This is a genomic window from Pedobacter miscanthi, assembly GCF_003315595.1.
In the GTDB taxonomy this organism is placed as follows: Bacteria; Bacteroidota; Bacteroidia; order Sphingobacteriales; family Sphingobacteriaceae; genus Pedobacter; species Pedobacter miscanthi.
On record NZ_QNQU01000001.1, the window covers coordinates 123,783 to 150,177 of the forward strand.

The window sequence follows — 26,395 nt, forward strand, 5'->3', positions numbered from 1 at the left end:
GAAAATCCGATGCAAAAAAAATTTAAAATCCATTACCATATTATTTTCCTTCCGGTATCTGCTGACCGATTATTTCTTCCAATAAATCTTTTGCTTTCAGGTAATTGCCCTCCGCCTCTACTTTTAATGTTTCTGCACTCGATTGTGTAACCCTCGATTGATTGAAAACCTCAAGGGAAACCTCACTCCGTTCAAATTTTCTCCTCAAACTTTCTGCAACTCCTTTACTGTCTGACGCACTTTGAGTGAGCACCTTTAAACGGCTTTTTTCCTGCAGGTAGTTATAATATCTTTTTTTAACTTCGAGCGTAAGCTGGGTATCGAAGTCAAGCGCTTCTAACTGGGCTACCTTGTAATTTGCTTTGGCTTTTTTTACCATAAACGGCTTTTGGAGCAAAGAGCCTACGTTAATATTGACGCCGAACTGAAATCCGTTTACGTTGTATGGGTTTACGGGATCCAAAACGGTGTTATTCTGGGGGCGATAAAAATAGGATGCATTTAAAATATCCAGATAAGATACTTTGGCCATAGAAACATCGTTTTTTACCGCTTCAGAAGAAATGGTCTGGATTTTTCGTTTTACGTAATTCTGCCTGGCGAGCGCAACATATTGTTCGATGTCTGCCTGGTTTACCTGGCCCAGAATGGATTCTTGCGCAAATACCGAACTGCCAACAAGCATAAATAATAAAAGGGTTATAGCTGAAATGTTTTTCATATAATTTTTGTGTGATATTAACCGGGCAATCTGTTAAACTTCTTCTTTCTGGATTAGCGCGGGAATGGTTTTTAATATAATTTTGAAATCGAGGAAAATAGAATAATGGTTGGCATAGTAATTATCGAGCTCTTTGCGTTCGCTCTCCGACATTTCTTTCTTACCTCTTCTACTGATCTGCCACAAGCCTGTTAAACCTGCGGGGCCGTTGAAACGCGAAGACCATTTATTGGTAGTAAGCTGTTCTGCCTCGTAGAGTGGAAGCGGCCTGTTGCCTACCAGCGACATATCGCCGATAAATACATTGATCAGTTGCGGAAGTTCATCGATACTGGTTTTGCGTAATATCCTGCCCAAACGGGTAATCCTTGGGTCGTTGTTGAATTTTACAAAAGCAGATTTTCCGTTTTTATTCCCTTCATTGGCATATTGGTTTAACGAAGCCATTTCGCCGATCATTTTATCGGCATCCTGGCGCATCGACCTGAATTTATAGAAATCGAATATCTTATAACCTGCACCTACACGTTTACTTTTGTAAATGATGGTGCCTTTAGATTCGAGCCTGATCATAATCCCGATCAGGACAAACAGCGGCATTAATAATAGCAGGGCTGTTCCTGAAGCGACTATATCGAATAAGCGTTTACTCAAAGGTATTTTGTAACGCTCCTGCATTTGCACGGAAAGCTCTATAATATTTGGCTTAATTGCTTTAAACCTGATGAGGAAAGCAATCCTGGAAATAAAATCAGCGTGTGGAAAGGGATAAACGTAATAATCGTTTGCCCTCAGCTTTAATGCCTTTTTCCTCGATTCAGCATTTTCTGTTGTACCAATCAGTACAACAATGAGGTGCTTTAGTATCGGATGATCCCTGATAAATGAAACCTGGTTAAACCACTCGGGATTTTCATCCACTTCGATCAGCACCAGGTCTGGAAGGCTTAAAAAAGTTTGTTGCTGGATGTAAGATTGAAAGTCATCGATAAAAATAACTTCTTTAGTATGCTTATCCAGGCATTCAAAAATCGCATCCCTCAATAATTTACCAAAGTAAACCGATCTTACATTGGCAACAGCAGTATCATTATTATGGCCGTTCATTATGCAATTAACCTGCTAATCTGGTTTTTCAAAATTGCCGGATCGAAGGGTTTTTCCATGTAACTGTCAATCCTCACCGACATATTTTTTATTTTATCTTCCAGGTTTTCCTCTCCCGAAAGGAGCATAACCGGCGTATTGCGGTAAAAACCACTGCATTTTAAGCTTTGGATAAATACGCTTCCGTCAAAAAACGGCATCCTTAAACTCGAAATTACCAGATCAGGATCATTGCCTTCTTCGAGCCAGCTCAGCGCATCAATTCCATTGGTTTTAATGGTAAGCTTGTATTCGGGTGCAAGGATAAAGTTCAGTAATTTGCCAAGGTCCAATCCCCCATCTACCAGAAGTATATGTTTTTTAACATATTTTTTGACGTTGTTCTTTAAAATAAGATTTTTCATTAACGTTAATTATGATATGGTATTCGTCATCTTCTACACATACCGGTTATTGATATATTTTTAAGATGCTGTAAAGGTCTAATTTCGCCTGCCGCGTATCAATAGCCCAATAGGGCTAATCCCTTCTGGCCGGGATTTAAAACAACAAAAGCAGTTCTTTTTGTATAGAGATATTAACCCCAATGGCGGGGTATTAAATTGATGTGTTAGCTACGCTCCTTCAACAGAGATGATATATTTTCTCTTTAATACGGTAGCGGTGCTGCCCACCATTACGCAGTTGTCTTCTACATCTTTGGTAATTAAAGAGCCCGCGCCAATGGTTACATTGTTTCCGATATTTACATCGCCAAGTATTACCACGCTAATGCCTATATCTACGTTATCTCCAATCCGGGGTGCGCGGCCATAACTGCCGTTTTCTTTCATTTTTGCACTGATATTGGTAAGCTGCCTGATGTTACAGTTTTTGCCAATTACAGTATTACTGCCAATTACTGTCCCGAAACCATACTGTATCCTCAAGCCCTTGCCAATTACAGCACTTGAGTTGATTCCGATATTCATCAACCAGCCTAAAGCAAACTTGTAAAGCAACAGGTACCAGAAAAAAATAAACCGTAAAATTCTGTAACGATAAATTAACGAGGAGATTCGGTAAAGGAGCATGATAATCCTGGACTTAAAATTCCCTTTATTGTTCTTCCAGTCCTGAAACACATAAAGTGATTGTCCCCGGCCTTCAGAAACCATTATTATCCGTCTTTATATTCATATACATTAAGGCGCATCGAAAAAAAACCGGGCAGGCAATATCGCATGCCGATCCTTAGCCTTAGCTTGTACAAAGCTATTGTATCCCCGTTAGGTCCAAAATAGCCCTTAAGTACCAATAAACAGGAGCAAATGCATGCCCGTGTCTTAGTGTAAATTACGGTGGTTTTTTATTTAGGTTGAATAAACACGGGAGTTTCTGTTACCTGAACTTGCAGAATCCCATTTTTAGTGGTTACGGTTTTACCAGCCATTTCATCTTTGCCAATGGCGGGTGTATAAATAGTAGCCTCTTTACTCTGGCCGAGATCAAGGTCGTATGATTTTGACCTTCCAACCTGATCCGGTATGGTAAGTACAAAGGTTTTTTTTCCATTGAGCACGTACACATCAACCAACGGGTCTTTACTAAGGGTAGATTGGTAATGGTACTCTCCTATTAACCGGTTTGTCTGGAGCACATAATCGGCTGATGGCCTTTTTGAGTAATCAGGATTAACAAAACCCGAAGAGGTATATTGGGTCCAGCTGTTTACATCCACATTCTCCAACATGTAAAAAATACATTTAGATATTCCTGATCTGGCATAGAGCAAAGCTGTTCGCAGGTTCCAGTCGGCCTGTGTAACCATTGCGCTTTTATCGCCTATTTTTAAAGCTCTTTGCGGCGTATGCTCGCCTATATCGAAACCTGTTTCAGTAACCCAAACGGGGATACCGCCATTTACTGATTTTGAAAAATCTCTAAATAATGCGGCAACCTTACCCAGCTCAGAAAGCTCAGGTGCCATGCCTGCCGTAGCGTTACCATAATTCTGAAAACCATTGTTAGAATATTGGTGGTAGTTAATCACATCAAAACAAAGATCAATCTGTCCGTTTGCTTTCATTCCTCTGTTGGTTTTGCACCACGCCACCATTTTGCGTACAAAATCAGGATTTGGATCGGCCAGGCCGCCCATCACCACAATCATATCCGGGTCTGCTGTTTTAACCCCGATGCCTTTACCCAGGGTACCTTTATGGCCATCGTAAAACGCCGAAAGGTTGGCAGCATATTCTTCAGGCGATTGCTGGGCCAACGGGCCTTTCCACCATTTATCACGCTCATTATCACACTCCATATAGCTGATAAGACCTAAACCTGCTTTGGGTAAATTCTGTGGATCGTCTCTCCAGCGAACAGTAGGATCTGCCAGTAATAAGCTTTTATCAACAAGTTTGTTTGCACCATAGCGTGCTGCCAACTGAAAGCCGGCCCGAGCCTGTTTAAGATAACTTGCCGGTAAAGACCGGTCGAGACCGTAAGGCGCCGGAACATTTTCAGCATCCCTTTTACCCAGCGGATAGGTTTCCAAAAGCCAATCGGGGCAACCTTTTAAATCCAGTAATACGTATTTACCTGCCTCTTTCATTCTCCGGTAAATCTGATCATAATCCCAATCGCCCCAATGTGAAGGGCTATAGGTAAATAATCCCTCCTTATTCTCTATCCTTTGCCAATCCAGATAGTGCCTGATACCTGTAAAAGATTTTATCGTCTGAAACCTGGATTCTTCAATCTGACCGTGGTTAACATCCGAAGTAAAATTCCATTCGAAGGCATTTACTCCCAGATATTCTTTAAATGGTTCCTCACTCAATGAGGTGTTGACCACATTATTTTCAGGCCCGGTGATGATGGCTTTATGGCAGTTGGGAAAAATGACAATGGTAGTAACAGCGGCAGCAAAAATTACTTTCGCAAAACGGCTTTTCTTCATGAGAATGGGATTGGACTACAAGGTAGCAATTTTATTTGCCCATTGCCTATAAACTGCATGATGTGCAAAACTTAAGCGTTTAACAGGGCAATTTGCCCCACAAAATTGTTTATGCCCCTGCGCACATGATAAAAATGGTCTGTTTACTGTCTAGTAAAAATATAAATTCAGTAAACTCACCACTGATATTCTTCTTTATCATAGTAACCTTTCCGCTGGATTGGTACTCATCCATTACCTCATCACCAATCTTAATCTTTTCCAACCTGGAAATGGGAGTATCATACGCTAATTTAATCATATCGGGAAACTTAAATCTTAATATTGCCAGCTAAAACCAATGCATCGCGAACTGTACAGAACAAAGCTATCTGTCTGGCAGCGTGTAAAGGGGATGACAACAAGGGGACAACAGGTTGCCGGCGTTAAAGTTTTACGCTTATTGATTATGATCTGTTGGTACGTGTTTAAACATACCTGGATGCATGTTGCAGAGAAATAAAAGATTTTTTATGCCAAGCCGCTTAATTGGAACCGAAATAGTAACAGCGCTGGCAGATTAATTGTAACTATAGTTTTTAAATTTGTTAAGAGCTTCAATCTTATTTTGGACATGAAGGCGCTTATAAATGTTTTTACAATGGTTTTTTACGGTATTCGGGCTGATAAAAAGTGTATCTGATATTTCTTTATATAACAACCCTTTACTCAGTAGCGATAGTACTTCAAGTTCGCGGTCGCTAAGGCCCAAATCAATTTTTGGCCGCGCAGGTTGTCCTCCCCGAACCAGATTAATCACTTTTCTGGCGATGTAGGGACTCATAGGCGCCCCGCCGTTATAAAGCTCTATCAGCGCTTCGTGGATCTCGGCCGAAGTACAGCCTTTAACAATATAGCCCGATGCACCTGCCTGCAATGCACTGAAGATTTTTTCATCATTCTGGAAGCCGGTGCACATCAGGAAAAGTGTTTTACCAAGGCTTTTCCTGCTCTGCATCACTAGGTCGATCCCCGACATATTGGAAAGTTTGATATCTACTATAGCGATATCAGGACATTCATTGGGCAACTTTTCCAATGCTTCTTCAGCTGAGGAATAAACCCCTTTAAGTTCGAAAGATTTGTTTTCTAGAATTGTACTGGCCAAACTGTTCCGGTAAAGGCTGTGATCTTCAACAATGGAAACTGATATCATAAATAATGCGTTTTTTTAAGTAATATTGTCAGATGCCTGTTCCCGTCATTTCTACATATTCCATTAACCCACCATACCGGATTTATGCCGTTGATGATCAGATGATTTTTTTGAAGGGGGAGACGATCCTATATCCTGCTTAAGCCGGACCTGACAAACCTATAAAAAAGAATTGTTTTAGCTATGCCCTTTGATATCACGCAGTTAACACCTGCAAGAATGACGTTTCGAATTACTCAGAAATACAGAATGTAAGTGATGCAATAATACACAACTATGAAAATAACGTCTTTACACGTAAACTTTATAATACATAAAACTAACTTAGTGAATCATTTAGGGCGTTAGGCCTCTGATACCGATAAATAATATGCAGCTGAATTTATATAATAAACCGTTCTTTTTTTCGACGTTTTTACTGGGGATTATATTTTTTTTTCTAATGGTACTGCTACTGCGATATTATATAAAAGCCAGAAAGTATCAGAGAAAATATAAAAATCAGGCTGTTTTGATCAAGAATGAAAGGGACAGAATCAGTGGGGAACTTCACGATGAGATTGGATCTGGTCTGACTGCAATAAAGTTATACGCAGAACATGCATCCAGGTCCAGACCAGATATCCCCGAACTTGGAGAACTGGAAGGATTGGTGAGCGAGACAGCGGTAAAAATCAGGGAAATTATATGGAGTTCGAACACAGACAGCGATAACCTGGAAAGCCTGATCTACTTTATTGATGAACAGATCAAAAAACTTTTTGAACATACCGATATTATTTTCTCCTCCGATCTTCCTGAATATATTCCCCTAATTGAACTGGAAAGCCAGAGCAGAAGGGATTGCTACCTTATTGTTAAGGAAATTGCTCACAACATTCTCAAACATGCCAATGCAAGTACGGCAAGACTTCTCATCGAGATCGAAAAGGATCAGCTGATAGTTTCTTTAAAAGATAACGGTATCGGTTTTGATCCCGCCTTACAGAAATCTGCAGGGGTGGGAATGGATAATATCAGGGTAAGGGCAGAACGTTTGAGGGCTGGCCTGATTATCGAAAATTACAAGGGAACCCGGGTTAGGATTAATATTCCAATGAAACATAACCTTTCCCACTAAAAAGAGACTTTACCCGCCGGAGAAATACTTCCAAATAAAAAACACCACCTTTTATCCAAAAGGCAGTGTAAAAAAATCATTCCTGATTATATGAAGGATACAAATGTAAGTTCCTTAAGGGTAGCAAAAAATAGCCCTTTTCAGCTATCTTTAACCGGTGTATGTAGCCCACCAACAGTAAAAAACTTAGATCTAAAATTCATCTTCAGACCTCAGACAGTGTTGATATCACGATATAGTTTTAGAGGTATACAGCGGGCAAGTATGTCCATGTCCTTATTATTTTCCCTGTAGCTGGGATTTCCCGGGTGAAATGCTAGAAGGAATAATGCTCCTGTTTACAACCCTGACCACATCCCAGAAATAGTTGCTGTTTTGGTCAGGACGGCCCATGATCCGAACTTCATAAGCTTTTCCCAAATAACTTGTAGAAACCTCAAGGAAATCGTTTTCGATATCCAATGGTTTTAATGCAGGCTTAAAACGTTTTAATATTATTTTTTTGAAACTGTCAAATTCGGTATGATTAAGCATAGGTTCTTGTAGCTGGATGATTTAACTCCGAATCGTTCCAACTTTTATGCCAGTTAACCGTTTGCTAACAATTAGTTGGTCAAAAGCCGGTTTCCGTAGATTAAAAACACTTTTTCCAAAGTCGAAATCATAAATTTAATTTTTTAAATAAAAAAATCTATGTCATAAAAACACATGATACAGCGATATAGTATCATTTAATCTACAGACTCATGACTATTGAGCTTTAGTTTGGAAGTAATCTAACATGAGTATGGAATTCGATCTCTGATAAGTTTAAAAAGGGAATTGTTGATGCGACATGGAGGGTTCACTTGCATGTTCTTTTCCAATTTTTGAGGTGCACCTAATTCAAATACATTTTTCTCAAAAAGTTATCTAAATCAATCAAGCGAAACGGCGCGACAGCTCAAACGCGGAACGAGCGGTCATTTTTGTGAGATGTCCGGTTGAAAAAAAGCTTTTGTATTTAAATCTTCACCTAAAACCTTTTGAATTTTAAAGATGTTCTGAAAAGGGCCACGATGATCCCAACTTTTTAAATTTTTCTTTATGGATGCGTTTAAAACTTTTGATTTTCACAGGATTTTCTTCGGCGATCTGCCTTACGGTTTTCTATTGGAGATTATCTTTCGAACTTCAGTGATGTATGCCTATACAATCATTTTGCTCAGGCTCCTAGGTAAACGTAGCATGGGGCAACTTAGCACGCTCGAGCTCGCGATTATTATATGTTTCGGTTCTGCGGTAGGTGACCCGATGATGGGAAAGGATATCCCGATTATACATGGAATGGTGGTGATTACTACTGTAGCTATTCTCCAGAGCGTTGCAGAATGGATCATCAACCGCAACAAAAAACTTGAGGCATTTATGGAGGGAAGGCCGGATTGTCTGGTTAATGACGGAATGATTGTTAATGCCTCACTCAACAAAAACAATCTGAGCCATGAGGATCTCTACAGATTTCTGCGTAGTAAGGATATTGAACATTTGGGTCAGGTAAAAAATGCTTTTTTTGAAACTTCGGGATTAGTGTCAGTATGGTGTTTTCCAAAATCAGAAATCCTTCCTGGATTGGGTATAATTCCTGAGGAGTATGTGAATGAAGATCATCTGCTGCCTGCGGGAATTGCAGTTTCCCTAGAAGGTCATTTTAGTTGTACATGTTGTGGTTATACTCAATATATGATGTTAGGCAAAAGGTTTTCGGATTGTCCTAAATGCGGTAGCAAAGAATGGATCAGGTCAGTTGAATGCTAGCTGTTAACGGTCTTTACTGCCAAAATTCCGGCTTAAATATATCGCACGATCTAAACCAAAATCTTTTTACAATAAAAGGCCAGGATATTTACCAAGCCTTCTTATGATTTTTTTCATTGGCTTTGCTAACCAATATGATACCGGATTTATAGTTGTAGTTATTGATACACTACCTCAAAACTTCCATACATCGCCATTTCAGCACTATGCGAAACAGTTAGTTTTAGTTTTAACTGGTCGATGAGTTCCTTTGCAAAGGAAATACTTCTATTAAGGTCCTTGATCCCGCGGATTTCGATTCCCCTTTGTAGCAATTTGAATTTAGATGGCTCAAACTTTTCGATAAATTTTTCGAGGTCTTTACTAGCTGTTGTTTTATCCATAGGTAAATATTTTTCTAAGCTCAACCACTCATCGGCTATTTTGTTTTTAATGGTGCTCATAAATTATCCACAATGAGAAGTTATCGCAGCTTCGGTTCTAAGGTGCGCACGTCCTGAAACCTTACTAAAAACCATTTCATAAAAAAGCGGGTTACTTAAGGTACGGAAGAGGCTTTACCGGTGATTGCATATTTAAAATAGAAAAAAGCGCTATTGGCACGGGCCTTTTACTTTCACCACCACTTAAAAAAAAATGCTAAAATGGAGAATAAGATTATTTTCTTTGGTGATAGCCTGGTAGCGGGCTACGGACTTCAGAACCCTTCAACTGAATCCATCCCTGCGCTAATCAGCGAAAAGCTGAAACAGCTGGGATTAAACTATGATGTAATAAATGCCGGCATCAGCGGCGATACCACTTTTTCTGCCTTATCCAGGCTTGATGAAGTTTTAAAAGAAAAACCTGGTATTTTCATCCTGGAACTCGGGGCCAATGACTTTCTTCGCGGCATAAGCCCGTTACTGATTTTAACAAACCTCCAAAGCATCATCTCAAAGGTTAAACTTGCCTGCCCCGGAGCTGCCATATTATTATTGGGGATTGAACTGCCCGACTGGGCAACCGGCCTTCACCAGGGAGATTACTCTGAAATATTTTCGGCATTGGCCCATAAAAACAATATCGAACTGGTGCCTTCATTCTTAAAAAACGTGGCTGGCGTCCGCTCACTCAATATGCCTGACGGAGTCCATCCGCTAAGGGAAGGTTATGCAATTGCAGCAGAGAATATATGGCCTGTGTTATACCGGATTATCCAAAGCCAGGAAAATAAAAATCAGTAAACAATGGAACAGATGTCGAAAAAAGCCAGGCTTATAGAAAAAGAGCGAATGCAAAAGGCAAAAGCCTTTGAACACGCCGCTGAGCTACCCCAAGCGATCAAAACCTATGGGTCTGTGCTTGGTAAAAACCCTGTTCATATCCAGGCTGCCTCGCGTCTGCTGGTCCTGCTGCGCAAAACCAAAGATGCACATGCCGAAGTTAAGCTATTGAAGACCCTCATTACCAATCGAAAGGCCCATCTGGAAACCATTCAAAAAAACTGGGTTGACGCTCATAAACAGCTTGCCCGGGACTCTGCCCCGCTTGCCAAAATCCTGGGCCTGCTGAGCAGCAAAGAGCTTCCCATATCCCAGGATGAAACGCTTGAAAAATGGAAAGCCAGGCTCACCTCCCTGGAAAAAAGGATAGCTATAAAGAAGGCAAAAGACGTTAAAAAACGGAAATGAAAAAAAGCTTAAACTTCCCGTAAATGCCTTTATAAACCCTTGAGAAGGATTTTAATTTCTTATTATTGCTGATTTAAAGGAGACAGGGATAAAGATAATACTATCCATAGTCGAATACACTACTTTAGATCATACAGATAACTGATTTATTAAACAAGCGCCTACCCTTTCGAGGTTTTTTAAAAACATATAAACTTTTATGAAATTTTTAGAGCGTTGGCATAAAAGATCACAGGTCTTTCGGCAGGAAAATGCACCTGCAATCCAGCTGTGGTCCTTTCGAATTTTAGTTTTTCCCCAGTTGAAACCATTTGGACGTTGCTGATTTGCTCAGGATAATGCACAGCGCCATTTGCAAGGCTTTTGATTAGAACAAATCCTTGATCTGGCCAGCCCATCACGGTAGCAAAAAGATCTTTACCTTTCACGGCAAAACGGATATCTGCTGCCCCAAATGGCAAACCTTTTCCCTCATTAAAGCCCTGTGCGGTCAATGCAGTAGTTTGTTTTAGTGAAGGTCCCTCCCCAAAAATCTTCCACGGCCTGGTTGCGTAGATGCTCTCACCATTAGCATTCATCCATACACCTATCTCCTCAACAATTTTATACTCAAGCTCATCCATTGATCCATCCCCCCGCAATGGAATATTGAGCATCAGGTTGCCATTCTTGCTTACTACATCAACAAGGGTGTGTATAACTGTTTTAGCACTCTTGTATCCTTTTCTATTATAAATTCCACGATCGTAATGCCAGTCACCAATACAAGTATCTGTTTGCCAGGGCAGCGGCTCAATATTGTTGCTCTGACCACGTTCAATGTCCCAAACCATAGCCTTCCGCTGCACCTCATCAAGAATTTTCCCGGTCACCACACCAGTCAATCGACCATTATCTTTGATCGTTTTGTTGTAAAGATGGGCCGCAATCTTTAAGCCCACATCACTGATGGGCCACATCGGCAATTGTGAATCATCAAAATATAACATATCGGGACTGTATCTATTGATCAGATCAATGGTCCGGTTAAAAAATTTATGAATGTAAGCATCTGTTGGTGGTGTAACCCCGTTGCCCCAATCCCACTGTTTATGGATGGTACTATTATCCTGTGAATCCTTGCTCAGGATATGATTTTGGGAATAGAGCTCCTGCGGATCAAGACCTTCCCACCACTTCCCCTTACCATCTTTCTTGGTCAGTTTGCCATCATATGGAATACCGGCATAGGAGCCGTGCCTGTCAGCACGTTGGGCAGTTTCCATCCAGCTCCAGGCATGGGCAGCATGTACACTCACCGCAAAAGGTAAATGATGTTTTTTCGCCGCATCTGCCCAACCTCTCACAATATCCTTCTTAGGTCCCTGCCTGGTCGAATTCCATTCTTTTTGGTGTTTGCTCTGATAGAGATCCAAATTATCATGATGATTTGCCAAAGCCATAAAATATTTTGCCCCTATTTTTTTATATAATGAGACCAATTCATCCGGGTCCCATTTCTCGGCTTTCCAGGTATTGATCACATCCTTGAATCCGAATTCCGAAGGATGCCCATATTTTTCTATATGGTATTTGTATTTCCAGCTCCCTTCCATGTACATCTCCCTTGCATACCAGTCCCCTGCTTCAGGCTGACATTGAGGACCCCAATGGGCCCAAATCCCGAACTTTGCATCCCTGAACCACTCTGGGGTCTCATATTTGGATAGTGATTCCCAGGTTGGACTAAATGGCCCGGAGAGGATTTTCTCTACGAAATCCCTGGTTGCCGAATCAGGCAGTGCAAATGAAGAAAGTTTTTTTGAAAGCATCAGAATGGGGATTCCCACGGCTAAGCTTTGGAGAAGTGTTCTACGGTCCATATCATACTCCGTTAGTAATTATCCTGTTATTCACAAATATATATCCTGACGGGATACCAATCTATAAAAAGCGCTTTTTTTTCAGCAATACGACTTTTCAATAAATGGACCTTTTTATATACTGTTGCTAACTCAATGAAGGGCATATACTTTTGTTATCGCAGACAGGTAGCCCTGTTTTAATGATTTTCAAAAGCTAAACACCCCTTAAGCTTCAGCTGGCTTTGGCAGTTTACCCGGGAATAATACAACAAGATAAGTGCGATAAACTGTTTCTACCTGCCAACAAGGAATGGAGTAGCGCAAAACTGTATATCCACAATCGGAGCCTGATTATCACCCCTTCCTACCTTCCTTAGTCGAACCACAAATTAACACAAACCGCTTCATTGGTCTTTTGCCGATAACTATGCCAAGCTGATCCACCTCAGTTCCTGATGGCTTGTCTTACGCCCAAAATTAAAACATGAGTGATTTTACCATGTTCCGCAGTGCAAAAGATTAAACGATGTTGATGGGAAAAACAGCCAAGCAAAATATTGCTACTGCTTATTATTTTGCTTTTGGGATTTACCAGTCATGTACTGCTGTGTCTTGATGTTCTCCCACATAATAAGCTTATCGTCGATCTTCGAAAAAGCCCTGATATCCCCATCCTGGGAAATAACCAGCCCAAGTGCGGATGGATGACTCCAGCAATAGGCAATCATGGAGCGATGTCTGGTCCCGTAATGCTTTGGGTCATGAACTTCCAGCGACTTTGGCGCAGCTGTAGCAGTAGTGGAAACATAAATCTTCCTGGGCATCTTTTTTGCCCGCAGCACTGCGCCAAAACCATTGCTGACCATACTTCGATTAAAGAGCACAACCCCGTCTACGCAGGTCTGTGAGGCGATAAAGCTGATTGCCCCTTTGATTTCATCAGCAGTACCATTCTTGTGATAGAATGAACTTGCCTCATGCAGGTACAGAGCTTTACTGACCGATCTCTTTCCATGCTGTAAATCTGTTTCTATAACTCTCTGCACAACATAATTATCGATAGCAGCCTTGGCATAAGAGACCATCGCAAGGGTCAGCCTTTCATAGTGGATTTTATATTTGACATCCAGATCGGCACTATCATCCGCTATAAGGAGTGCCCCTCCATGCTGATAGTTCTGAATCCGCAATAACAACCTTGAGAAGGTCTGGATCCAAAGCCCATCCAAAAAATTCTCCCAGTCAGCATACAGTTCCGACGGGTGTACCTGCTCAATATATTCACGAACGGCGAATTTCAGAAAATCAGCATTTTTCTTGAGAATTTTTGAAATCGGACCAATGGTCAAAACATCAAGATACCGCTTGACAAGAATATTCTGCTTTAAGGTTGCCAGAAGTTCATAATCGAAAAGCACATTTAGCGTTCCGATATCACTTACCGAAACCTGAAAAAGCCCAGGCTGTTCTGATCCGGTTTCAGATTCATAGTTCAGGAAATTCTGGTAGTGAACTGCCTGGTCGATCATGCCCCATATAAAAATGCTTCCCTGTTCATCGTAATACACGGCAAGCGATGAGCTTGCAGGATCAGCAGCTTTTGAAAGCTTGGAGAGGGATTTTGTTGTCATCGCAATACGGTGGTCAAACTCAATACAGCTCCACCGTTCGGCCACAATATACCTTGGTGGAACCGGATCAGGATTTTCCGGGTCAATAAAAGTTACGGTGACTTTGATTAGCTCACTCTCCTCTTTACACATGCTAGCATAATACAGGCAGTCAAACAAATCTTCCATTACCTTTATATCAGGTAAAGTAGCCTTCACCTTTGTTAACCTAAGCTTATTGTGGACCAGTGTTGCCAGGTCATGAGGAGTCGAATTTGCCAAAATAAATTAATTTAATTAACAAACAGATCATTGTAAAAATGGTTTGTTTTGGCAAAAAGATCTACCATTTAAACTGTACCGATTTTTCTGTGCTATCATGGTCCAAATGCGTTCGCATGAATGTCTTTTAAAAGCTGCCCAGAAAAATTCAGACTGGCGATTGAATAGGTTATTCGGGTTAACTACGGGAAATAATACATTAACAGTTTTAGTTGATACATTGGCCAAAACTTTCACCGGTTTATCAAGTTCTTATAATAAACTTTTTTTAAACCTATGAATATCGGAATAATTGCACATTTAAAACATCCCATCAGACGGCCATATATGGGTGGACTTGAAGCTTTCACCTACGAGGTAACCAAAAGGCTCATCGCCAGGGGACATACAGTGACACTTTACGCTAGTGAATTGAGTGATCCGGATCTGAATGTTCATGTGATTTTGACTGATGTGGATTATGATAGGGAAACGTTGAGCCGGTTTCGCTCACATGAATTAAGCGAGGATTTTATTTCCACGCATCATGCTTACCTAGAACTTATGCAAGATATTGATGGCCGCCAGCATGACATAATCTTCAACAACAGCCTTAACTATGTTCCTTTGACAATGTCAACCGTTACCGCAACTCCAATGGTCACTGTACTGCACACCCCTCCCATTTTTGAAATGAAGCGGGCCATGTCACATGAACGCAAAACCGGCCGCATCCGATATGTGAGTGTTTCCAAACCTAACGCCCTTGCCTGGCAACCCTTTCTCAATAATTGTGAGGTGATTTACAATGGGGTGGATATTTCGCTATGGAAATTCCATCCGAAGCCACTTGGGGATTACCTGGTTTGGTTTGGCAGGATCCATCCGGACAAGGGAACCCACATCGCTATTCAGGCGGCCAGGCTTGCCGGTTATCCCATCAAAGTTGCAGGGAGTATTGCCGATAGCCACTATTTCCAGACTTATGTGGAGCCGTTAATTGACAAGGACGTGGAGTTGTTAGGCAACTGTAACCACGAAATGCTAAACGAACTGATCGGGAATGCCCGATGCTCCCTGATCACCCCATGCTGGGATGAGCCTTTTGGCTTGGTGGTAGCAGAAAGCCTTGCCTGTGGCACACCTGTAGCAGGTATTTCACGGGGGGCGTTGCCTTACCTGGTCAGCCCGGGAACAGGTTGCCTGACTAGCAGTAATGACCCGGCAGAGCTTGCGGGCTGTATTGAAAGCGCTGTGAAAATGGACCGCTCCGCCTGCCGCCGTCAGGCAGAAGAAAATCTGGATATCGAACGCATGATTGATGCTTATGAATCGCTATTTAGTGATACGGTAAGCAAAGTAGCCTGATATGAGAATTGCTTTTTACGTCCACCACCACGGATCCGGCCATCTGATGAGGTGCCTGGCAATCGCTGCCGGGCTCGATGAATGCGAAATTACCTTTTTGGGAAGCGGACTGGAGAAACATAAATCCCTTATTCCTAACTCAATCGAGGTTATTGAGCTTCCAATGGATACTCCGGGGAAGGAGGATACTAACCGGGTGAGTTCAAGTTTAGAAGGCTTGCATTATGCACCCCTAAATATCTCAGGGCAACTGCAAAGAGTGGCTATTATAACCCATTTCTTAGCCAGCCATCCCAGACTTTTACTCATTGTGGATGTATCTGTGGAAATTGCCATGCTTGCCAGGCTCTGTGGCGTACCAACAGTTATTGTCAGGCAGCACGGCCAGCGCAATGACTTGCCCCACCATATCTGTTACCGCAACGCGGCTGGTTTACTTGCCCCTTACGATGGGCGCATGGCAGGTCATGAACCGAAATGGATCAAGCAGAAGACTTTTTATACAGGGGGCTTTAGCCGCTTTAGCCCCCGGGAGGATCTCAGTGATCCGGGTCAGCGGCAGGTAGCGGTACTGATTGGAAGCGGGGGGACTACAATGAAAGGGGCTTTTTTTGCAAAACTTTCCTCTCAATGTCCTTCCTGGACATTCCACGTGATCGGAGATACTGATACCGGAAATGATTTCTCCAACGTGCATTTCCATGGAAGGATGGATGACCCGAGCGCAGTGTTAGAACGCTGCTGCATTGTAATTGGTAACGCCGGACATAATACGGTGATGGAATGCGCGTCATTGAATAAGCGGTTCATCGCTATATCTGAGGAGCGCCCGTTTAAAGAACAGTTGCAAAAGGCAGAGATTATTGAAAGCCTGTCCCTGGCTATACATATTCCTGCTACACAAATCGCAGGAACCGATTGGAAGAGCTTACTAAAGAAATCACTGAGTACCCGCCCCGCCTGGGGCGGGTTGGTAAACCCTGATTCTGCGAAAAAGGCAGCAGTTTACCTGATGGACAGCTACAGAAAACTATTTAAAAAACTTTAGGTCTGTTTTAAAGCCTGCCGGATCTCCTGGGCCGATGGCACGCGCAGAAGTTCCAGCCGTCCGTCCCTCCAGCTGATTAAACCCGCATGCTGGAATTTTGCCAGCCAGCCCTCCATTGGCCATATTCCCCACTTTTCCTGGAATGCCTTTGCATTACAGATAATGTCTTTTAGATGGTTCAGGGGCGGATCATAACTTGGATGGTGTTGATGAAAGGCTATGGCGTCAATGGTTTTTAATTCCACGCCAGCCGACTTTGCTGAAAATGCGAAATCGGTATCTTCTCCCCCATATCCTATAAAACGCTCATCAAATCCACCAATTCGACTGAAAACAGCCTTACTACAAGCAAAGTTGAGTGACCAGAAAAGTTCGTAAGGGTATTGCCCTATTTCCTCCCTTACCGGATCGGGCATACTGTATGCCATCATATGTTCAAAAAGATCTGTCTTGCTCATCACCAGCCCGGAAAGGTAACGCACCCTGCCTGAAAGCAACAGATCTGCCTGGCTAAAGGCTTTACGGTACACGCAAAACAAATCGATTGAAGGTATACAGTCCGCATCTAAAAATACTACCTGGTTGGCATTTGCAGATTCAATGGCCAAATTCCGTGCTGCTGCAAGGGGCAGATGGTGCTCACTAGCGACCACCTTAACATGGATCGGGAAGGAAGCAGAAGGTAGCCTGTAAGGCGCTTCATTCATATGAACAATGATTAACTCAGATGGTGTAGTTTTACAATATTCCAAACCCCTGATCAAATTAAGCAGGGCGCTGCGCCGGTTTTTAACTATAGTGACCACTGATATATCCATGTTATTAGCAACTTCTATGGCACTGAAAAGTTTGGGTAAACTGTTATTTTTTGTTGATATTTTCAAGGTTCAGGATTTTTCGGTGAAACTGTAGTTTTTATAGGTAACAACAGCGTTGCCGTTTCTAAATACGAGGATCTTTCGTCCTTTATCATGGCCAAAAGCGGGATCAGAAAACATTAAATTTGAAGTAAGGATAACATAGGAAACAATCTAACGAACAATAGGGGCAAGTACCCATTAGGAGTTGCCATGTAGAGATTTCAATCTATCATGAAACCGGTGCTGGGAGAACGGTCGACGATGGAATTGGCGTGATAGGGAAAGAACCCGACATTTTCTCCGGGTAGATTAACCAAGTAAAATAGCTTCTGGGAGCGGCTTTGATCTTTTCTCTATTCAGAATCACATAACGCATGGCAGGAAAACAGGCCTGACCTGACCGGGGAGGCCTCAGAGTTCCGCCCTTTTATTTCAATTTACCTATAACAACCTCGCTAAGGGTGTATCGCCATCAGAAGTGATTAGTCCAAAAACGTATTTATTGACTATAAATGACGACTCATTGGATCAATGCCTTGACTTTTGCGATCAGCACATCGATATCAAACGGTTTGGAGATATAATCATCTGCGCCGGCTTCTGTGGCGATAAGTTTGCCGTCCTGCGCGGCAGACATGATGATTACAGGCAAGTTTTTGATCCCATCATTACTGCGTAAAGTTTTCAGAATTTCATCTCCGGTGATAACCGGCATCCATAAATCCATCAGCAACAGGTCGGGCATGTTTTCTTCTATACGGTCCACTAAAATGGTGCTGTCCGGCTCCGTGAAGGTATCAAGTCCGCTGTCTTCTAAAATAATTTCCAACATTTCCAGGATATCCCTGTCATCATCACAAATCAGTATTTTTTTATTCCGCATCCTTTCGCTCCGTTGTAAGTGGTAAAGTAAAACTAAAGGTTGCACCATGTTTGGGTTCACTATCCACCCAAAGCGTTCCCCCATGTTGTTTTATAATCTGTGCACTAATGTACAGTCCAATGCCCATGCCTGGAAAATGTTTCTGGATTGTAGAAACCCTGAAAAAACGATCAAAGATCATTTTCTGATCGTCCAGGCTGATTCCAAAACCATAATCTGTGATGGATACTTTGGCATAATTGCTGACTTCGGAGAGGTTGATATTGATCTTGGATGCCCCGGGAGAATATTTTATGGCGTTGGATATGAGGTTTTCCAGCACCTGACTAATCTGGGACTCATCACCGTAGACTGGTTTTTTTATCGTCCCTTCAATCTCAATCAAATGTGTGGGCCTAGATATACTAACATCGTCGATGACATTCCTGATCAGTGTATCGAGATCCACCTTCTCATATTCCAGAATAAGCTTACCAGACTGTATCCTAGACATTTCAAGCAGGCTGGTGATAATCTTCTGAAGCCTCTCCACCTGATGAGCTGATTTTTTCACCATGGCCATAATCTTCGGGTCAATGCTTGATGGCAATAACCTTAATATTGTCTGAATATAGCCCTTTATAGCGGTCAGCGGGGTTTTAAGTTCATGGCTGGAAACGGATAAAAAGTCATCCTTTCGCAATTCAGCTGCACGTATCTCGGTAATATCCTCAATGGCCAACAATATCCTATCCTTGAAAATACCTTCCAGCTCAATGCGATGTGCGTTAAGTAACATTAATTTACGTCCGATATGGGGAAACTCATGGTCTACCTCAAAATCCAGTACCGGGTTATTGGTCGGCAATATCTGTTCCAAAAGCGTTTTAAGCTGATCGATGTTCCACTGCCCATTACCTAGTTCATAAAGGGATTTACCTAATGTATCACGTTTTTCAACCTTAAAGGTTTTAAAAAAGAAATCATTAGCAGAGATTACCCGATATTGAGGATCAAGTACAATCAATCCTTGCCGAATGGTTTGTATGATGCTATCCAGGTATTCCTGGTTTTCTTTTAACTCCCGGGTACGCGATTGAATTTTCTGTTCCACCAGGTTTCGTTCATAAACCAAATTTTCCTCCGCATTTTTTCTTCTGGTGATATCATTTTGCACCCCAATGAAATGTGTCACCTCTCCAGAAGACCCTATAATGGGCGAAATGTAAAGTTCATTCCAGAAAAGTTCGCCACTTTTTTTATAGTTTCGAATTTCTACGGTAACTGGCTTTCCGGTCAGAACAGCTTTCCTGATCAGCTCGCGTTCCTTTTGGTCGCGTTCACTACCTTGCAGAAACCTGCAGTTTCTTCCTATCACTTCTTCACGTTCATAACCCGAAAGTAGCTCAAAAGCACGGTTACAATAGATAATCGGGTTATCAAACTGATTATTATCAGTGATGATAATGCCAGAGATAGACGAATCCAGGGCAGCTTTTAATAGTTTTATGTTTGCAGGGTCATCCCCCATAAGTGGCAGTCCTTCGGAATCACTCATACCTGATATTATTTATTTTTTGTTATAAAACCTTCAACTAATCATAAAGTTTTAAGACACGGCCAATTAAATGACTAATAACAGGGTGAAACAGGCATTGAATCGCTCCTAATCCGGCTTCCCAATGATGTTTTGCTATAATATGCACACATTCATTTGACAACGAATAGTCAAGCTTTGAGGGGAAGGCACGAAGTGCCTGCCGATTGACTGAAACTCCGGGGAATGGTGCAGGTAACAAACTTCCGTCAAACAAATTCCAAATCATGTTTCGCTCAATCTATTCCGTTGACTTATCAGTTAAGCTTTGCACATCAAACAAACAACTGGTATATATATTATTGAACGCCAGCTTCCCCCGCCTCTTCTAAACACATGTTGGTGCAAATGCGTGCAGTTCCGCACGATTGTACTGTTTCCCTAGCTGGCTATTGCAAAACAAAATCGATCGCTAGGGTGTAATAATATATAAAAATTGATAGGACTGGCAGCCGATTATATGATTAAGATAATTAACAATGGATGATTCGCTGATTTTAACGCTAAAGATGGATAAGAAAAGTCAGTCTTTTTTTGATGCAAAACGGAATGCTTTTTTTCCAGCTGAAAGGAACTTCCTGGAGGCGCATTTAATGGTCTTTCATCACCTGCCCCCTACTGTGGATACAGTTTACTTTTTACAACAACTGAGCTTTCCCAAATTCACTGCAGAGGTGAAGGGGTTGATGAAACTCGGACGCGGAGTTGCCTATCGCATTGAAAGTGCAGAATTGATGCAACTGCATAAGGTTTTATCAAAGCACTTTTTTTCGGTCCTTAAAAGCCAGGACAGGCAAGGTTACAGGCCCCATGTAACGGTACAGAATAAAGTTACCTTAAAGGAGGCAGAACTCCTGTTTGGAAAGCTGACTGAAGATTTCATAGGTTTCACTGTGGGGATTGAAGGCATTCAGGTTTGGACTTACCTGGGTGGCCCATGGCGGCGAGAATTTGAGGTAGATTTCAATTAGTACTTTTATCCTTTGCCTCCTGTGCATCTTTGGCATAGGCAATATTGTCAATCATGGCTATGATAACTATGACAGAGAACCAGGGCGCATTTCTTTTAAAATCAGATGGGTCAGGATTACCAGAGCTGATACCTATTTAGGTTCTCAGGTTATTTTTCTATATCTTCTATCATCTGATTGAAAAATATGCTAATGCAATAATCTGTTTGCTACCAAGGGCTTTTTTTTGTATACTTGTATCAGTAAGGGGTGAGAGCCTTACATCCGGCGAAAGCCTGAGAGCGTTAATTTAGATAAGGATAATCATTAATTGATTATCCTTTTTTTTAAACATTTCCATTCTTCCTAATCAGAATATCTCGCCGCATATCCGTAAATTCATCTTAACTGATAGCTGCCTCAGATTTTGATAAATATCAAACAACGGCCTTTTTTGTTCCGCCTTTTCTAATCGAAAACCAATTTATAAAATCCAGTGTTGTACTATCATGACAACAAAGGATAAAAAAAATTCGGTTAGACTGATCCAAAAATGGGTTAGCGATCATCCCTTTGCTTTCGTATTGGGCGCGGCCACTGGTCTCGGACTTACTTTGGGAATACTTTACCTGGCCAAAAGACGGAAATTTGCCTTTAATAAAACGGCATCACAAATGTTACCCAATCTGAATATGGAAAGATATGTTTTTGATATACCTGGTAAGGATAACAACAAGCAGGTGATCGTGGAGGGAAGCGGGGAATGTTATAGCGTTAAGCTAAACGGAAAGTTCCTGGGTACCATGTGGCAGGATCAGGAAAATGGGATGCAGTGGCAAACCCATGATAAAGATTTACAGCATTACCTTGCAGACATCGCAGCAGCATTTTCAGGAGCCTTTTCCAGAAACGGATACCCCGCCATTTTGAAGGGCACCTATCCACAAATTATTCAAACCGAGTGGAAAACAGACGAAACACTTGAAGTCATAATCAGTGAGGAAACTGAAATGGAGGTATTTACTACCTTTTTAGAGGATGAGGCGCCGAACCTGGTGGACTTTGAAGAACATCTTGACCTTATCATTAAAAAAGCTGGCAACCCCTATTTTAAAATAATTGGAATTAACTGATCACAAAAACAATGGAACAGAACAAAAAGCAAGATCCGTCAGACGATAATATACCTGATCCAGATGATATTCGAGAACGCTTTCCGATCGAAGATGATTCTGATACGCTGGAACCTTTTGATGATCAGTCTGAACACAGAGAAATCAATGCAGATGATCCGAAGGACATGGCATTCTGGGCCACTCAGTTTCAGATTAGCCATGAAGAGTTGCATGCGGCCATGGCGCTTACTGGAAACTCGGTAAGGGCAATTAAAAAGTACCTCAGCATCTAATACGATACAATAATGGCCGAATTACCTGATCTAACCGTATTTGCCAAAACCCTGACACGGCTTTATAAGGGAAAAACATTAAATGACCTGGAAATTAAGGTGGCTAAAAAGTTGAATGTGACCTCTGCCGAACTAAAGACAGCATTGGAAGGCACTACACTAAACCAGGTAGAGCGGGCCGGTAAAACCCTGCAATTCCATTTTGGCAAAGACCAGGTTTTGGGTCTGCATCTGATGCTTCGGGGAGAATTAAAGGCGATAAGTGGGGACCTGCCTAAACACACCATCCTTGCTTTTCATTTTACTGAAGGCAAAGGCTTTGCGGTGACAGATGTACTCAAACAAGCGACAACCACACTTAGCCCTCCAATAGCAAAAGCTCCCGACGCGCTTGAAATTACCGAAACCGAGTTTCTGACCTTACTCTCCAGGAGAAAGAAAAACATTAAAGAAGTCCTGATTGATCAGAAAGCATTCAGGGGTATTGGTAATTCTTATGCTGATGAAATTCTTTGGGAGGCTAGCATATCTCCTTTATCGATTGCAGATAAAATACCCGAAAAACAGGCTAAAAAGCTTTTTAGGACCATTTCAAAAGTATTGAATGAGGCCATTAAGGCCATCACCAAAGAAAACGGAAATGAACTTAAAGGCGAACTCCGCGATTTCATGAAAATACATGGAGCCAAAATCGAAAGATCTCCAACAGGGAAAACTATCCGCTCGGAAAAGATCGGTGGGAGAACAGCTTACTACACCAGTGAGCAGAAACTGTATAAGTAAAAATCAGAAAAACAATAAACCTGTTAATTGTTCTGTAGAAAGTAGATGCTTGGTAAAGGAAAAGTTTTAATTATAACTGCCTTTTTACCTTAGCCGGGAAAACAGATGTAACGCCCAAGACACCCTTAACGTCGGCCATCTTGGTAAATATGCTGTGCACGGGGTCTGCCACACAAAAACAATCCAGCCAAAGGCAGGGTTATATTAAGTAAATCCTAAACCATGAAAAAATATCTTTTTACCTTGACATTTATCGCGCTGTACTGCATCGCGGCAGTCAAACTTTTCGCCCAGGAGTATGTTGCGCCAACAAATCCTGTTCAATCCGGAAAAGCACCCAAGATGAAGGTTAAACTATTATCCACAAACGGAGAGCGTAAAACCTATATCATCATATTTTCCAATGGCGACGAGGTGGTTTCCGGTCTGACTGATTTTGCAAAACAGTACAAGGTTAAAAGTGCCCATTACACCGCTATCGGGGATGCAGTATCAGCAAAAGCCGGATGGTATGACTATAAAAAGAAAGCATTTAAAGTAATCAAAATCGATACTGCTGAGGTCACTTCATTCACCGGTGACATCGCGAGCTACAACGGAAATCCCGTTGCGCATACCCATTTCAGCGCAGCAACCAGTGATGGTATCGTGCACGGAGGACATCTTCTTGAACTCATCATTGGTCCAACCATGGAACTTATCATCACCACTGAACCTACAGCCCTTTTTAAAAAACTGGACCCCGATTTTAAAGCTGCTTTTATTGATCCCACCCAGGAATAATGATGGAGAAGTAAATTTTAAGGATAGAAATAATTGTCCTCTTCTAGTCTGACCCTGTCTCTTTTCCAGAGGATATACCCAAGCCTGCCACATGTTTCTGCAACAAAATATTGTATATCAGCAGGGACGTCGTTCACAATATGGTAACGGATCTTATATTTAGGATTGTAGCTGATGTATACTACAAGGTCGTCCGAGGGAAATCCCCATCCCGACAAAGTTTTGAAGTGGATTTGCCTAAGTTCGCCTGCGGCCCGCTGGAGCCTATCGCTCATAATCTTTGCCAGCGATTTCTGCGGAATAAAATCAGTTTCCAGAATGGCTAAAACCGTAACAGTCATGCCGCAAATTTAAAATCATTCGCCGGCTATGCAAATGCAAATCTCTAAAAAACTGGCTTCCAGTTAAATTAATTTAAATGCGGTCAAAAAACTCGGTTTTTCTATAAAAAACGAAATGTAAATTTAAATTTCCTTCAGGTATAAGGAATAGGCAGAATTCGATAAAGCTAGAACTCAGGATGGTTAAACGCCTTATCAGAGTAAGAGAAAAGTGGAAATACTAAAAGAACAGCAGGCTAATCCACTGTCCTTTGTTAATTTAAGGAATAACAAAAAATAAGACAATTAAACTGATCGCCAAGACTTTTTTTTCTAAAGCAAGGTATCCGATAAAAAATTATCTGGCCATCGACCATGTGTCATTTCATGAATCTCCTATTATTCCTCGATGCCGGATTCAGCGTGCCCGGTTAATAAGTTTATTAGCGCTTTGGCAGCGGGGCCTGCAGAAAGTGGATTTTGCCCGGTGATCAGCAATCCATCTTTTTCAACATGGGAAAGAAATGGTACAAAGGCCGTTTTCACCTCTGCCCCTAATTCTTCCAGTTTGGTCTGCAAAAGGTATGGCACATTGCCACTGCGGCCAACCAACGTCTCTTCGGTGTTACTGAAAGCTGATAGTATCTTACCCCTCAAAAACCCAGGTCTCTGCCGCTCTGCACTGATCAATGCCGCCGGTCCGTGGCATACCGCAGCTACTGGCTTGCCTGAGTCTAAAAAATCAAGTATTAAAATCCCGCTGTTGTTATCATTTGCCAGATCCCATAGAGGTCCGTGCCCGCCAGGATAAAATACTGCATCATATTCAGCAGCGCTCACCTGATCTAAAACTTTCGTGTGTGAAAAGGCGGCTTTTGCCACTTCATCATCCTGAAACCTGCGGTTCGATCCTGTTACGTTTTCTGTGAGCTCACTCATCGGGTCAACAGGAGGCCTACCTCCCTTTTGACTGGCCAGCTCAACATGATAACCCGCATCAATAAACTCGTAATATGGATCTGTAAATTCACCCAGCCACACACCGGTCTTGCCATCGGTATTTTCCATCCCGCTATGCGAGGTTAAAATCATTAGTATATTTTTCATCTTTCTTATTTAATATCATCCGGACTTAATTCGTTTCCTTCTTCATCTATCCTTTGATGCTCATCCCAGTTTGAATCCTGGATGGTTTCATCATCAGGTTTTACATTTTGATCTCGCAACTGGTCCTCGTTTTCCTTTGGGTCTAACATGGTGGTATATTTTAAGTTTAACAAATAACAAATTGGTGGCCATATAGTTCAATAAAGTTGCAAACGGGCGAAGTTAATTTCGTCCCCACTATCAGCAGCACCCCAATCCATACATCAGTGTTCGCTAATAATGATTTTCTTAAGTTCAACTTTAGCTTTCCGCAATGCATCCCTGAACTCACCATCATTTTTATAACTCATCTGCGTTAGATGCAAACATTCATAGTTGATCTCGAACTTTTTTGTTTCAAAAGGCCATGGGCTTACAACAAGCTGTCCGTTTCTTTGGAAAAACCGATAAGGGGTTCCATCCGGACCGCTGCTGATCTCCAGCGTACGCTCTTCAGGTGGAACCTGATCCTGGCAGATTAGCAGCGAAAACGCATCACAGAATTCAAGGAGTTCATAGGCCTGGTCCACTTCCGAAATACTGACTCCTGCCTCCTTTGTCCATTGATCTTCACATTTTTTTAGCGTTAGCAAATATGATTTTGCTTCAGGCTCTTCGCCATGGGTAAAAGCGATATGCCGGGCAAAAAGTAATGCGATAAAACGGCTTTTGCTCAATGCCATATCAATCAACTGTTCACAAGCTGCTTGATCAAACTTCGTCATTTTAAAATTTACCGGTCCGCCGCTCGCGGTAAGAAGCGGGCCAAACTGGAATTCATTAAAAACATCATCATGCTCAGCGGTTGCCATAAGGGTTTCCACCCATCTTGCGGGCTGATCGGAAATTTTCCAACGCGCACAGATTTGCCCCGCTAATAATCCATGGGCACGCTGGGTGATAATCTCCCATCCATTTTCTGTGTATTTAACGATCAATTTTCCTCCTTTTGCTTATATATATTAACCAGAAAAGCCGCCAACAATTGCTTTTTTATCTTT

General features: G+C 41.8%; 31 protein-coding genes. 13 read left to right on the forward strand and 18 right to left on the reverse strand.

The window, feature by feature from the left end; translation table 11 throughout:
* Window positions 1-40 precede the first annotated feature (40 nt).
* The 6 genes from DRW42_RS00565 to DRW42_RS00590 form a co-directional block, all read right to left on the reverse strand.
* A complete protein-coding gene (locus DRW42_RS00565) occupies window positions 41-721 on the reverse strand; it encodes a TolC family protein (RefSeq protein ID WP_113946885.1) in 681 nt (226 codons plus the stop codon).
* A gap of 33 nt (window positions 722-754) precedes the next feature.
* A complete protein-coding gene (locus DRW42_RS00570; protein ID WP_113946886.1) occupies window positions 755-1,828 on the reverse strand; it encodes a sugar transferase in 1,074 nt (357 codons plus the stop codon).
* Window positions 1,828-2,232: a response regulator gene (locus DRW42_RS00575; RefSeq protein ID WP_113946887.1), complete on the reverse strand. Its 405-nt coding sequence runs from the start codon at window positions 2,230-2,232 to the stop codon at window positions 1,828-1,830. Before DRW42_RS00575 ends, DRW42_RS00570 begins: the two co-directional genes overlap by 1 nt.
* A gap of 210 nt (window positions 2,233-2,442) precedes the next feature.
* Window positions 2,443-2,985, reverse strand: a complete 543-nt coding sequence (locus DRW42_RS00580) for a serine O-acetyltransferase (RefSeq protein ID WP_113946888.1) — start codon at window positions 2,983-2,985, stop codon at window positions 2,443-2,445.
* A gap of 191 nt (window positions 2,986-3,176) precedes the next feature.
* Window positions 3,177-4,769 (reverse strand): hypothetical protein, encoded by a 1,593-nt coding sequence (locus DRW42_RS00585; protein ID WP_113946889.1) that lies wholly within the window; start codon window positions 4,767-4,769, stop codon window positions 3,177-3,179.
* A gap of 109 nt (window positions 4,770-4,878) precedes the next feature.
* Window positions 4,879-5,070, reverse strand: a complete 192-nt coding sequence (locus tag DRW42_RS00590; protein ID WP_113946890.1) for a hypothetical protein — start codon at window positions 5,068-5,070, stop codon at window positions 4,879-4,881.
* A gap of 39 nt (window positions 5,071-5,109) precedes the next feature.
* On the opposite strand from DRW42_RS00590, the gene DRW42_RS28635 reads away from it, so the two are divergent.
* Window positions 5,110-5,271 carry a hypothetical protein gene (locus DRW42_RS28635; protein WP_158544246.1) on the forward strand — a complete coding sequence of 54 codons (162 nt, stop codon included), beginning with the start codon at window positions 5,110-5,112 and terminating at the stop codon, window positions 5,269-5,271.
* A gap of 57 nt (window positions 5,272-5,328) precedes the next feature.
* Here the strand turns inward: DRW42_RS28635 and DRW42_RS00595 are convergent, their stop codons facing one another.
* On the reverse strand, window positions 5,329-5,964 hold the full coding sequence (locus DRW42_RS00595; protein WP_113946891.1) for a response regulator transcription factor: 636 nt from the start codon (window positions 5,962-5,964) through the stop codon (window positions 5,329-5,331).
* A gap of 511 nt (window positions 5,965-6,475) precedes the next feature.
* Here DRW42_RS00595 and DRW42_RS00600 point away from each other — a divergent pair.
* Complete coding sequence (locus DRW42_RS00600) at window positions 6,476-7,084, forward strand: sensor histidine kinase (protein WP_158544247.1); 609 nt, start codon at window positions 6,476-6,478, stop codon at window positions 7,082-7,084.
* 279 nt (window positions 7,085-7,363) lie between these two features.
* On the opposite strand, the gene DRW42_RS00605 is transcribed toward DRW42_RS00600, so the two are convergent.
* On the reverse strand, window positions 7,364-7,618 hold the full coding sequence (locus DRW42_RS00605; RefSeq protein ID WP_113946893.1) for a hypothetical protein: 255 nt from the start codon (window positions 7,616-7,618) through the stop codon (window positions 7,364-7,366).
* Window positions 7,619-8,170: 552 nt separating this feature from the next.
* On the opposite strand from DRW42_RS00605, the gene DRW42_RS00610 reads away from it, so the two are divergent.
* Window positions 8,171-8,881, forward strand: a complete 711-nt coding sequence (locus DRW42_RS00610; protein WP_113946894.1) for a DUF421 domain-containing protein — start codon at window positions 8,171-8,173, stop codon at window positions 8,879-8,881.
* Between the two features lie 158 nt (window positions 8,882-9,039).
* Here the strand turns inward: DRW42_RS00610 and DRW42_RS00615 are convergent, their stop codons facing one another.
* Window positions 9,040-9,324 (reverse strand): hypothetical protein, encoded by a 285-nt coding sequence (locus DRW42_RS00615; RefSeq protein ID WP_244215158.1) that lies wholly within the window; start codon window positions 9,322-9,324, stop codon window positions 9,040-9,042.
* Window positions 9,325-9,525: 201 nt separating this feature from the next.
* On the opposite strand from DRW42_RS00615, the gene DRW42_RS00620 reads away from it, so the two are divergent.
* Window positions 9,526-10,107 (forward strand): arylesterase, encoded by a 582-nt coding sequence (locus DRW42_RS00620; RefSeq protein ID WP_113947171.1) that lies wholly within the window; start codon window positions 9,526-9,528, stop codon window positions 10,105-10,107.
* A 3-nt stretch (window positions 10,108-10,110) separates the two neighbouring features.
* Window positions 10,111-10,554 carry a hypothetical protein gene (locus tag DRW42_RS00625; protein ID WP_113946895.1) on the forward strand — a complete coding sequence of 148 codons (444 nt, stop codon included), beginning with the start codon at window positions 10,111-10,113 and terminating at the stop codon, window positions 10,552-10,554.
* A gap of 197 nt (window positions 10,555-10,751) precedes the next feature.
* Here the strand turns inward: DRW42_RS00625 and DRW42_RS00630 are convergent, their stop codons facing one another.
* Window positions 10,752-12,416, reverse strand: coding sequence for an alpha-L-fucosidase (locus DRW42_RS00630; protein WP_113946896.1), 1,665 nt, complete (start codon window positions 12,414-12,416; stop codon window positions 10,752-10,754).
* A gap of 542 nt (window positions 12,417-12,958) precedes the next feature.
* Window positions 12,959-14,290 (reverse strand): putative sensor domain DACNV-containing protein, encoded by a 1,332-nt coding sequence (locus DRW42_RS00635; RefSeq protein WP_113946897.1) that lies wholly within the window; start codon window positions 14,288-14,290, stop codon window positions 12,959-12,961.
* 276 nt (window positions 14,291-14,566) lie between these two features.
* On the opposite strand from DRW42_RS00635, the gene DRW42_RS00640 reads away from it, so the two are divergent.
* Window positions 14,567-15,637: a glycosyltransferase family 4 protein gene (locus DRW42_RS00640; RefSeq protein WP_113946898.1), complete on the forward strand. Its 1,071-nt coding sequence runs from the start codon at window positions 14,567-14,569 to the stop codon at window positions 15,635-15,637.
* A gap of 1 nt (window position 15,638) precedes the next feature.
* Window positions 15,639-16,685 carry a glycosyltransferase gene (locus tag DRW42_RS00645; protein ID WP_113946899.1) on the forward strand — a complete coding sequence of 349 codons (1,047 nt, stop codon included), beginning with the start codon at window positions 15,639-15,641 and terminating at the stop codon, window positions 16,683-16,685.
* Here the strand turns inward: DRW42_RS00645 and DRW42_RS00650 are convergent.
* Window positions 16,682-17,491, reverse strand: coding sequence for a glycosyltransferase family 2 protein (locus tag DRW42_RS00650; RefSeq protein ID WP_244215166.1), 810 nt, complete (start codon window positions 17,489-17,491; stop codon window positions 16,682-16,684). The genes DRW42_RS00645 and DRW42_RS00650 overlap by 4 nt on opposite strands.
* Between DRW42_RS00650 and DRW42_RS29175 the strand changes: the two genes are divergently transcribed.
* A complete protein-coding gene (locus tag DRW42_RS29175) occupies window positions 17,400-17,597 on the forward strand; it encodes a hypothetical protein (protein WP_167437776.1) in 198 nt (65 codons plus the stop codon). The genes DRW42_RS00650 and DRW42_RS29175 overlap by 92 nt on opposite strands.
* A 468-nt stretch (window positions 17,598-18,065) precedes the next feature.
* Here DRW42_RS29175 and DRW42_RS00655 read toward each other — a convergent pair whose 3' ends face one another.
* Together DRW42_RS00655 and DRW42_RS00660 are read right to left on the reverse strand one after the other, a co-directional pair.
* On the reverse strand, window positions 18,066-18,428 hold the full coding sequence (locus DRW42_RS00655) for a response regulator transcription factor (protein WP_113946900.1): 363 nt from the start codon (window positions 18,426-18,428) through the stop codon (window positions 18,066-18,068).
* Window positions 18,418-19,965, reverse strand: a complete 1,548-nt coding sequence (locus DRW42_RS00660) for a sensor histidine kinase (protein ID WP_113946901.1) — start codon at window positions 19,963-19,965, stop codon at window positions 18,418-18,420. The genes DRW42_RS00655 and DRW42_RS00660 overlap by 11 nt, the downstream gene beginning before the upstream one ends.
* A gap of 518 nt (window positions 19,966-20,483) precedes the next feature.
* Between DRW42_RS00660 and DRW42_RS00665 the strand changes: the two genes are divergently transcribed.
* The 5 genes from DRW42_RS00665 to DRW42_RS00685 all read left to right on the forward strand — a co-directional run bounded on the left by DRW42_RS00665 (window position 20,484) and on the right by DRW42_RS00685 (window position 23,928).
* Entirely contained in the window at window positions 20,484-20,975 is a 492-nt protein-coding gene (locus DRW42_RS00665; RefSeq protein ID WP_113946902.1) for a 2'-5' RNA ligase family protein, read from the forward strand.
* 488 nt (window positions 20,976-21,463) lie between these two features.
* Window positions 21,464-22,087, forward strand: coding sequence for a hypothetical protein (locus DRW42_RS00670; protein WP_113946903.1), 624 nt, complete (start codon window positions 21,464-21,466; stop codon window positions 22,085-22,087).
* 11 nt (window positions 22,088-22,098) lie between these two features.
* Complete coding sequence (locus DRW42_RS00675; RefSeq protein WP_113946904.1) at window positions 22,099-22,362, forward strand: DUF3606 domain-containing protein; 264 nt, start codon at window positions 22,099-22,101, stop codon at window positions 22,360-22,362.
* Between the two features lie 12 nt (window positions 22,363-22,374).
* Entirely contained in the window at window positions 22,375-23,145 is a 771-nt protein-coding gene (locus tag DRW42_RS00680; protein WP_113946905.1) for a DNA-formamidopyrimidine glycosylase family protein, read from the forward strand.
* 222 nt (window positions 23,146-23,367) lie between these two features.
* The gene (locus tag DRW42_RS00685; protein WP_113946906.1) at window positions 23,368-23,928 is read left to right on the forward strand and encodes a PPC domain-containing DNA-binding protein; all 561 of its coding nucleotides are present in this window, start codon (window positions 23,368-23,370) and stop codon (window positions 23,926-23,928) included.
* A 17-nt stretch (window positions 23,929-23,945) separates the two neighbouring features.
* Here the strand turns inward: DRW42_RS00685 and DRW42_RS00690 are convergent, their stop codons facing one another.
* From DRW42_RS00690 to DRW42_RS00700, 4 genes are all read right to left on the reverse strand, one after another.
* Window positions 23,946-24,269 (reverse strand): hypothetical protein, encoded by a 324-nt coding sequence (locus DRW42_RS00690; RefSeq protein ID WP_113946907.1) that lies wholly within the window; start codon window positions 24,267-24,269, stop codon window positions 23,946-23,948.
* 378 nt (window positions 24,270-24,647) lie between these two features.
* A complete protein-coding gene (locus tag DRW42_RS00695) occupies window positions 24,648-25,355 on the reverse strand; it encodes a type 1 glutamine amidotransferase domain-containing protein (protein WP_208643464.1) in 708 nt (235 codons plus the stop codon).
* A 5-nt stretch (window positions 25,356-25,360) separates the two neighbouring features.
* Window positions 25,361-25,504, reverse strand: coding sequence for a hypothetical protein (locus DRW42_RS28640; protein ID WP_158544248.1), 144 nt, complete (start codon window positions 25,502-25,504; stop codon window positions 25,361-25,363).
* 114 nt (window positions 25,505-25,618) lie between these two features.
* Window positions 25,619-26,332 carry a DUF3891 family protein gene (locus tag DRW42_RS00700; RefSeq protein WP_113946909.1) on the reverse strand — a complete coding sequence of 238 codons (714 nt, stop codon included), beginning with the start codon at window positions 26,330-26,332 and terminating at the stop codon, window positions 25,619-25,621.
* Between the last annotated feature and the right edge of the window lie 63 nt (window positions 26,333-26,395).

Excerpts from the sequence above, each read along its gene's own strand:
- DRW42_RS00565 (WP_113946885.1), bottom strand. The coding sequence starts at position 721 with ATGAAAAACATTTCAGCTATAACCCTTTTATTATTTATGCTTGTTGGC.
- DRW42_RS00570 (WP_113946886.1), bottom strand. The coding sequence starts at position 1,828 with ATGAACGGCCATAATAATGATACTGCTGTTGCCAATGTAAGATCGGTT.
- DRW42_RS00575 (WP_113946887.1), bottom strand. The coding sequence starts at position 2,232 with ATGAAAAATCTTATTTTAAAGAACAACGTCAAAAAATATGTTAAAAAA.
- DRW42_RS00580 (WP_113946888.1), bottom strand. The coding sequence starts at position 2,985 with ATGGTTTCTGAAGGCCGGGGACAATCACTTTATGTGTTTCAGGACTGG.
- DRW42_RS00585 (WP_113946889.1), bottom strand. The coding sequence starts at position 4,769 with ATGAAGAAAAGCCGTTTTGCGAAAGTAATTTTTGCTGCCGCTGTTACT.
- DRW42_RS00590 (WP_113946890.1), bottom strand. The coding sequence starts at position 5,070 with ATGATTAAATTAGCGTATGATACTCCCATTTCCAGGTTGGAAAAGATT.
- DRW42_RS28635 (WP_158544246.1), top strand. The coding sequence starts at position 5,110 with ATGCATCGCGAACTGTACAGAACAAAGCTATCTGTCTGGCAGCGTGTA.
- DRW42_RS00595 (WP_113946891.1), bottom strand. The coding sequence starts at position 5,964 with ATGATATCAGTTTCCATTGTTGAAGATCACAGCCTTTACCGGAACAGT.
- DRW42_RS00605 (WP_113946893.1), bottom strand. The coding sequence starts at position 7,618 with ATGCTTAATCATACCGAATTTGACAGTTTCAAAAAAATAATATTAAAA.
- DRW42_RS00610 (WP_113946894.1), top strand. The coding sequence starts at position 8,171 with ATGGATGCGTTTAAAACTTTTGATTTTCACAGGATTTTCTTCGGCGAT.
- DRW42_RS00615 (WP_244215158.1), bottom strand. The coding sequence starts at position 9,324 with ATGAGCACCATTAAAAACAAAATAGCCGATGAGTGGTTGAGCTTAGAA.
- DRW42_RS00620 (WP_113947171.1), top strand. The coding sequence starts at position 9,526 with ATGGAGAATAAGATTATTTTCTTTGGTGATAGCCTGGTAGCGGGCTAC.
- DRW42_RS00625 (WP_113946895.1), top strand. The coding sequence starts at position 10,111 with ATGGAACAGATGTCGAAAAAAGCCAGGCTTATAGAAAAAGAGCGAATG.
- DRW42_RS00630 (WP_113946896.1), bottom strand. The coding sequence starts at position 12,416 with ATGGACCGTAGAACACTTCTCCAAAGCTTAGCCGTGGGAATCCCCATT.
- DRW42_RS00640 (WP_113946898.1), top strand. The coding sequence starts at position 14,567 with ATGAATATCGGAATAATTGCACATTTAAAACATCCCATCAGACGGCCA.
- DRW42_RS00645 (WP_113946899.1), top strand. The coding sequence starts at position 15,639 with ATGAGAATTGCTTTTTACGTCCACCACCACGGATCCGGCCATCTGATG.
- DRW42_RS29175 (WP_167437776.1), top strand. The coding sequence starts at position 17,400 with ATGATTAACTCAGATGGTGTAGTTTTACAATATTCCAAACCCCTGATC.
- DRW42_RS00655 (WP_113946900.1), bottom strand. The coding sequence starts at position 18,428 with ATGCGGAATAAAAAAATACTGATTTGTGATGATGACAGGGATATCCTG.
- DRW42_RS00660 (WP_113946901.1), bottom strand. The coding sequence starts at position 19,965 with ATGAGTGATTCCGAAGGACTGCCACTTATGGGGGATGACCCTGCAAAC.
- DRW42_RS00665 (WP_113946902.1), top strand. The coding sequence starts at position 20,484 with ATGGATGATTCGCTGATTTTAACGCTAAAGATGGATAAGAAAAGTCAG.
- DRW42_RS00670 (WP_113946903.1), top strand. The coding sequence starts at position 21,464 with ATGACAACAAAGGATAAAAAAAATTCGGTTAGACTGATCCAAAAATGG.
- DRW42_RS00675 (WP_113946904.1), top strand. The coding sequence starts at position 22,099 with ATGGAACAGAACAAAAAGCAAGATCCGTCAGACGATAATATACCTGAT.
- DRW42_RS00680 (WP_113946905.1), top strand. The coding sequence starts at position 22,375 with ATGGCCGAATTACCTGATCTAACCGTATTTGCCAAAACCCTGACACGG.
- DRW42_RS00685 (WP_113946906.1), top strand. The coding sequence starts at position 23,368 with ATGAAAAAATATCTTTTTACCTTGACATTTATCGCGCTGTACTGCATC.
- DRW42_RS00690 (WP_113946907.1), bottom strand. The coding sequence starts at position 24,269 with ATGACTGTTACGGTTTTAGCCATTCTGGAAACTGATTTTATTCCGCAG.
- DRW42_RS00695 (WP_208643464.1), bottom strand. The coding sequence starts at position 25,355 with ATGAAAAATATACTAATGATTTTAACCTCGCATAGCGGGATGGAAAAT.
- DRW42_RS28640 (WP_158544248.1), bottom strand. The coding sequence starts at position 25,504 with ATGTTAGACCCAAAGGAAAACGAGGACCAGTTGCGAGATCAAAATGTA.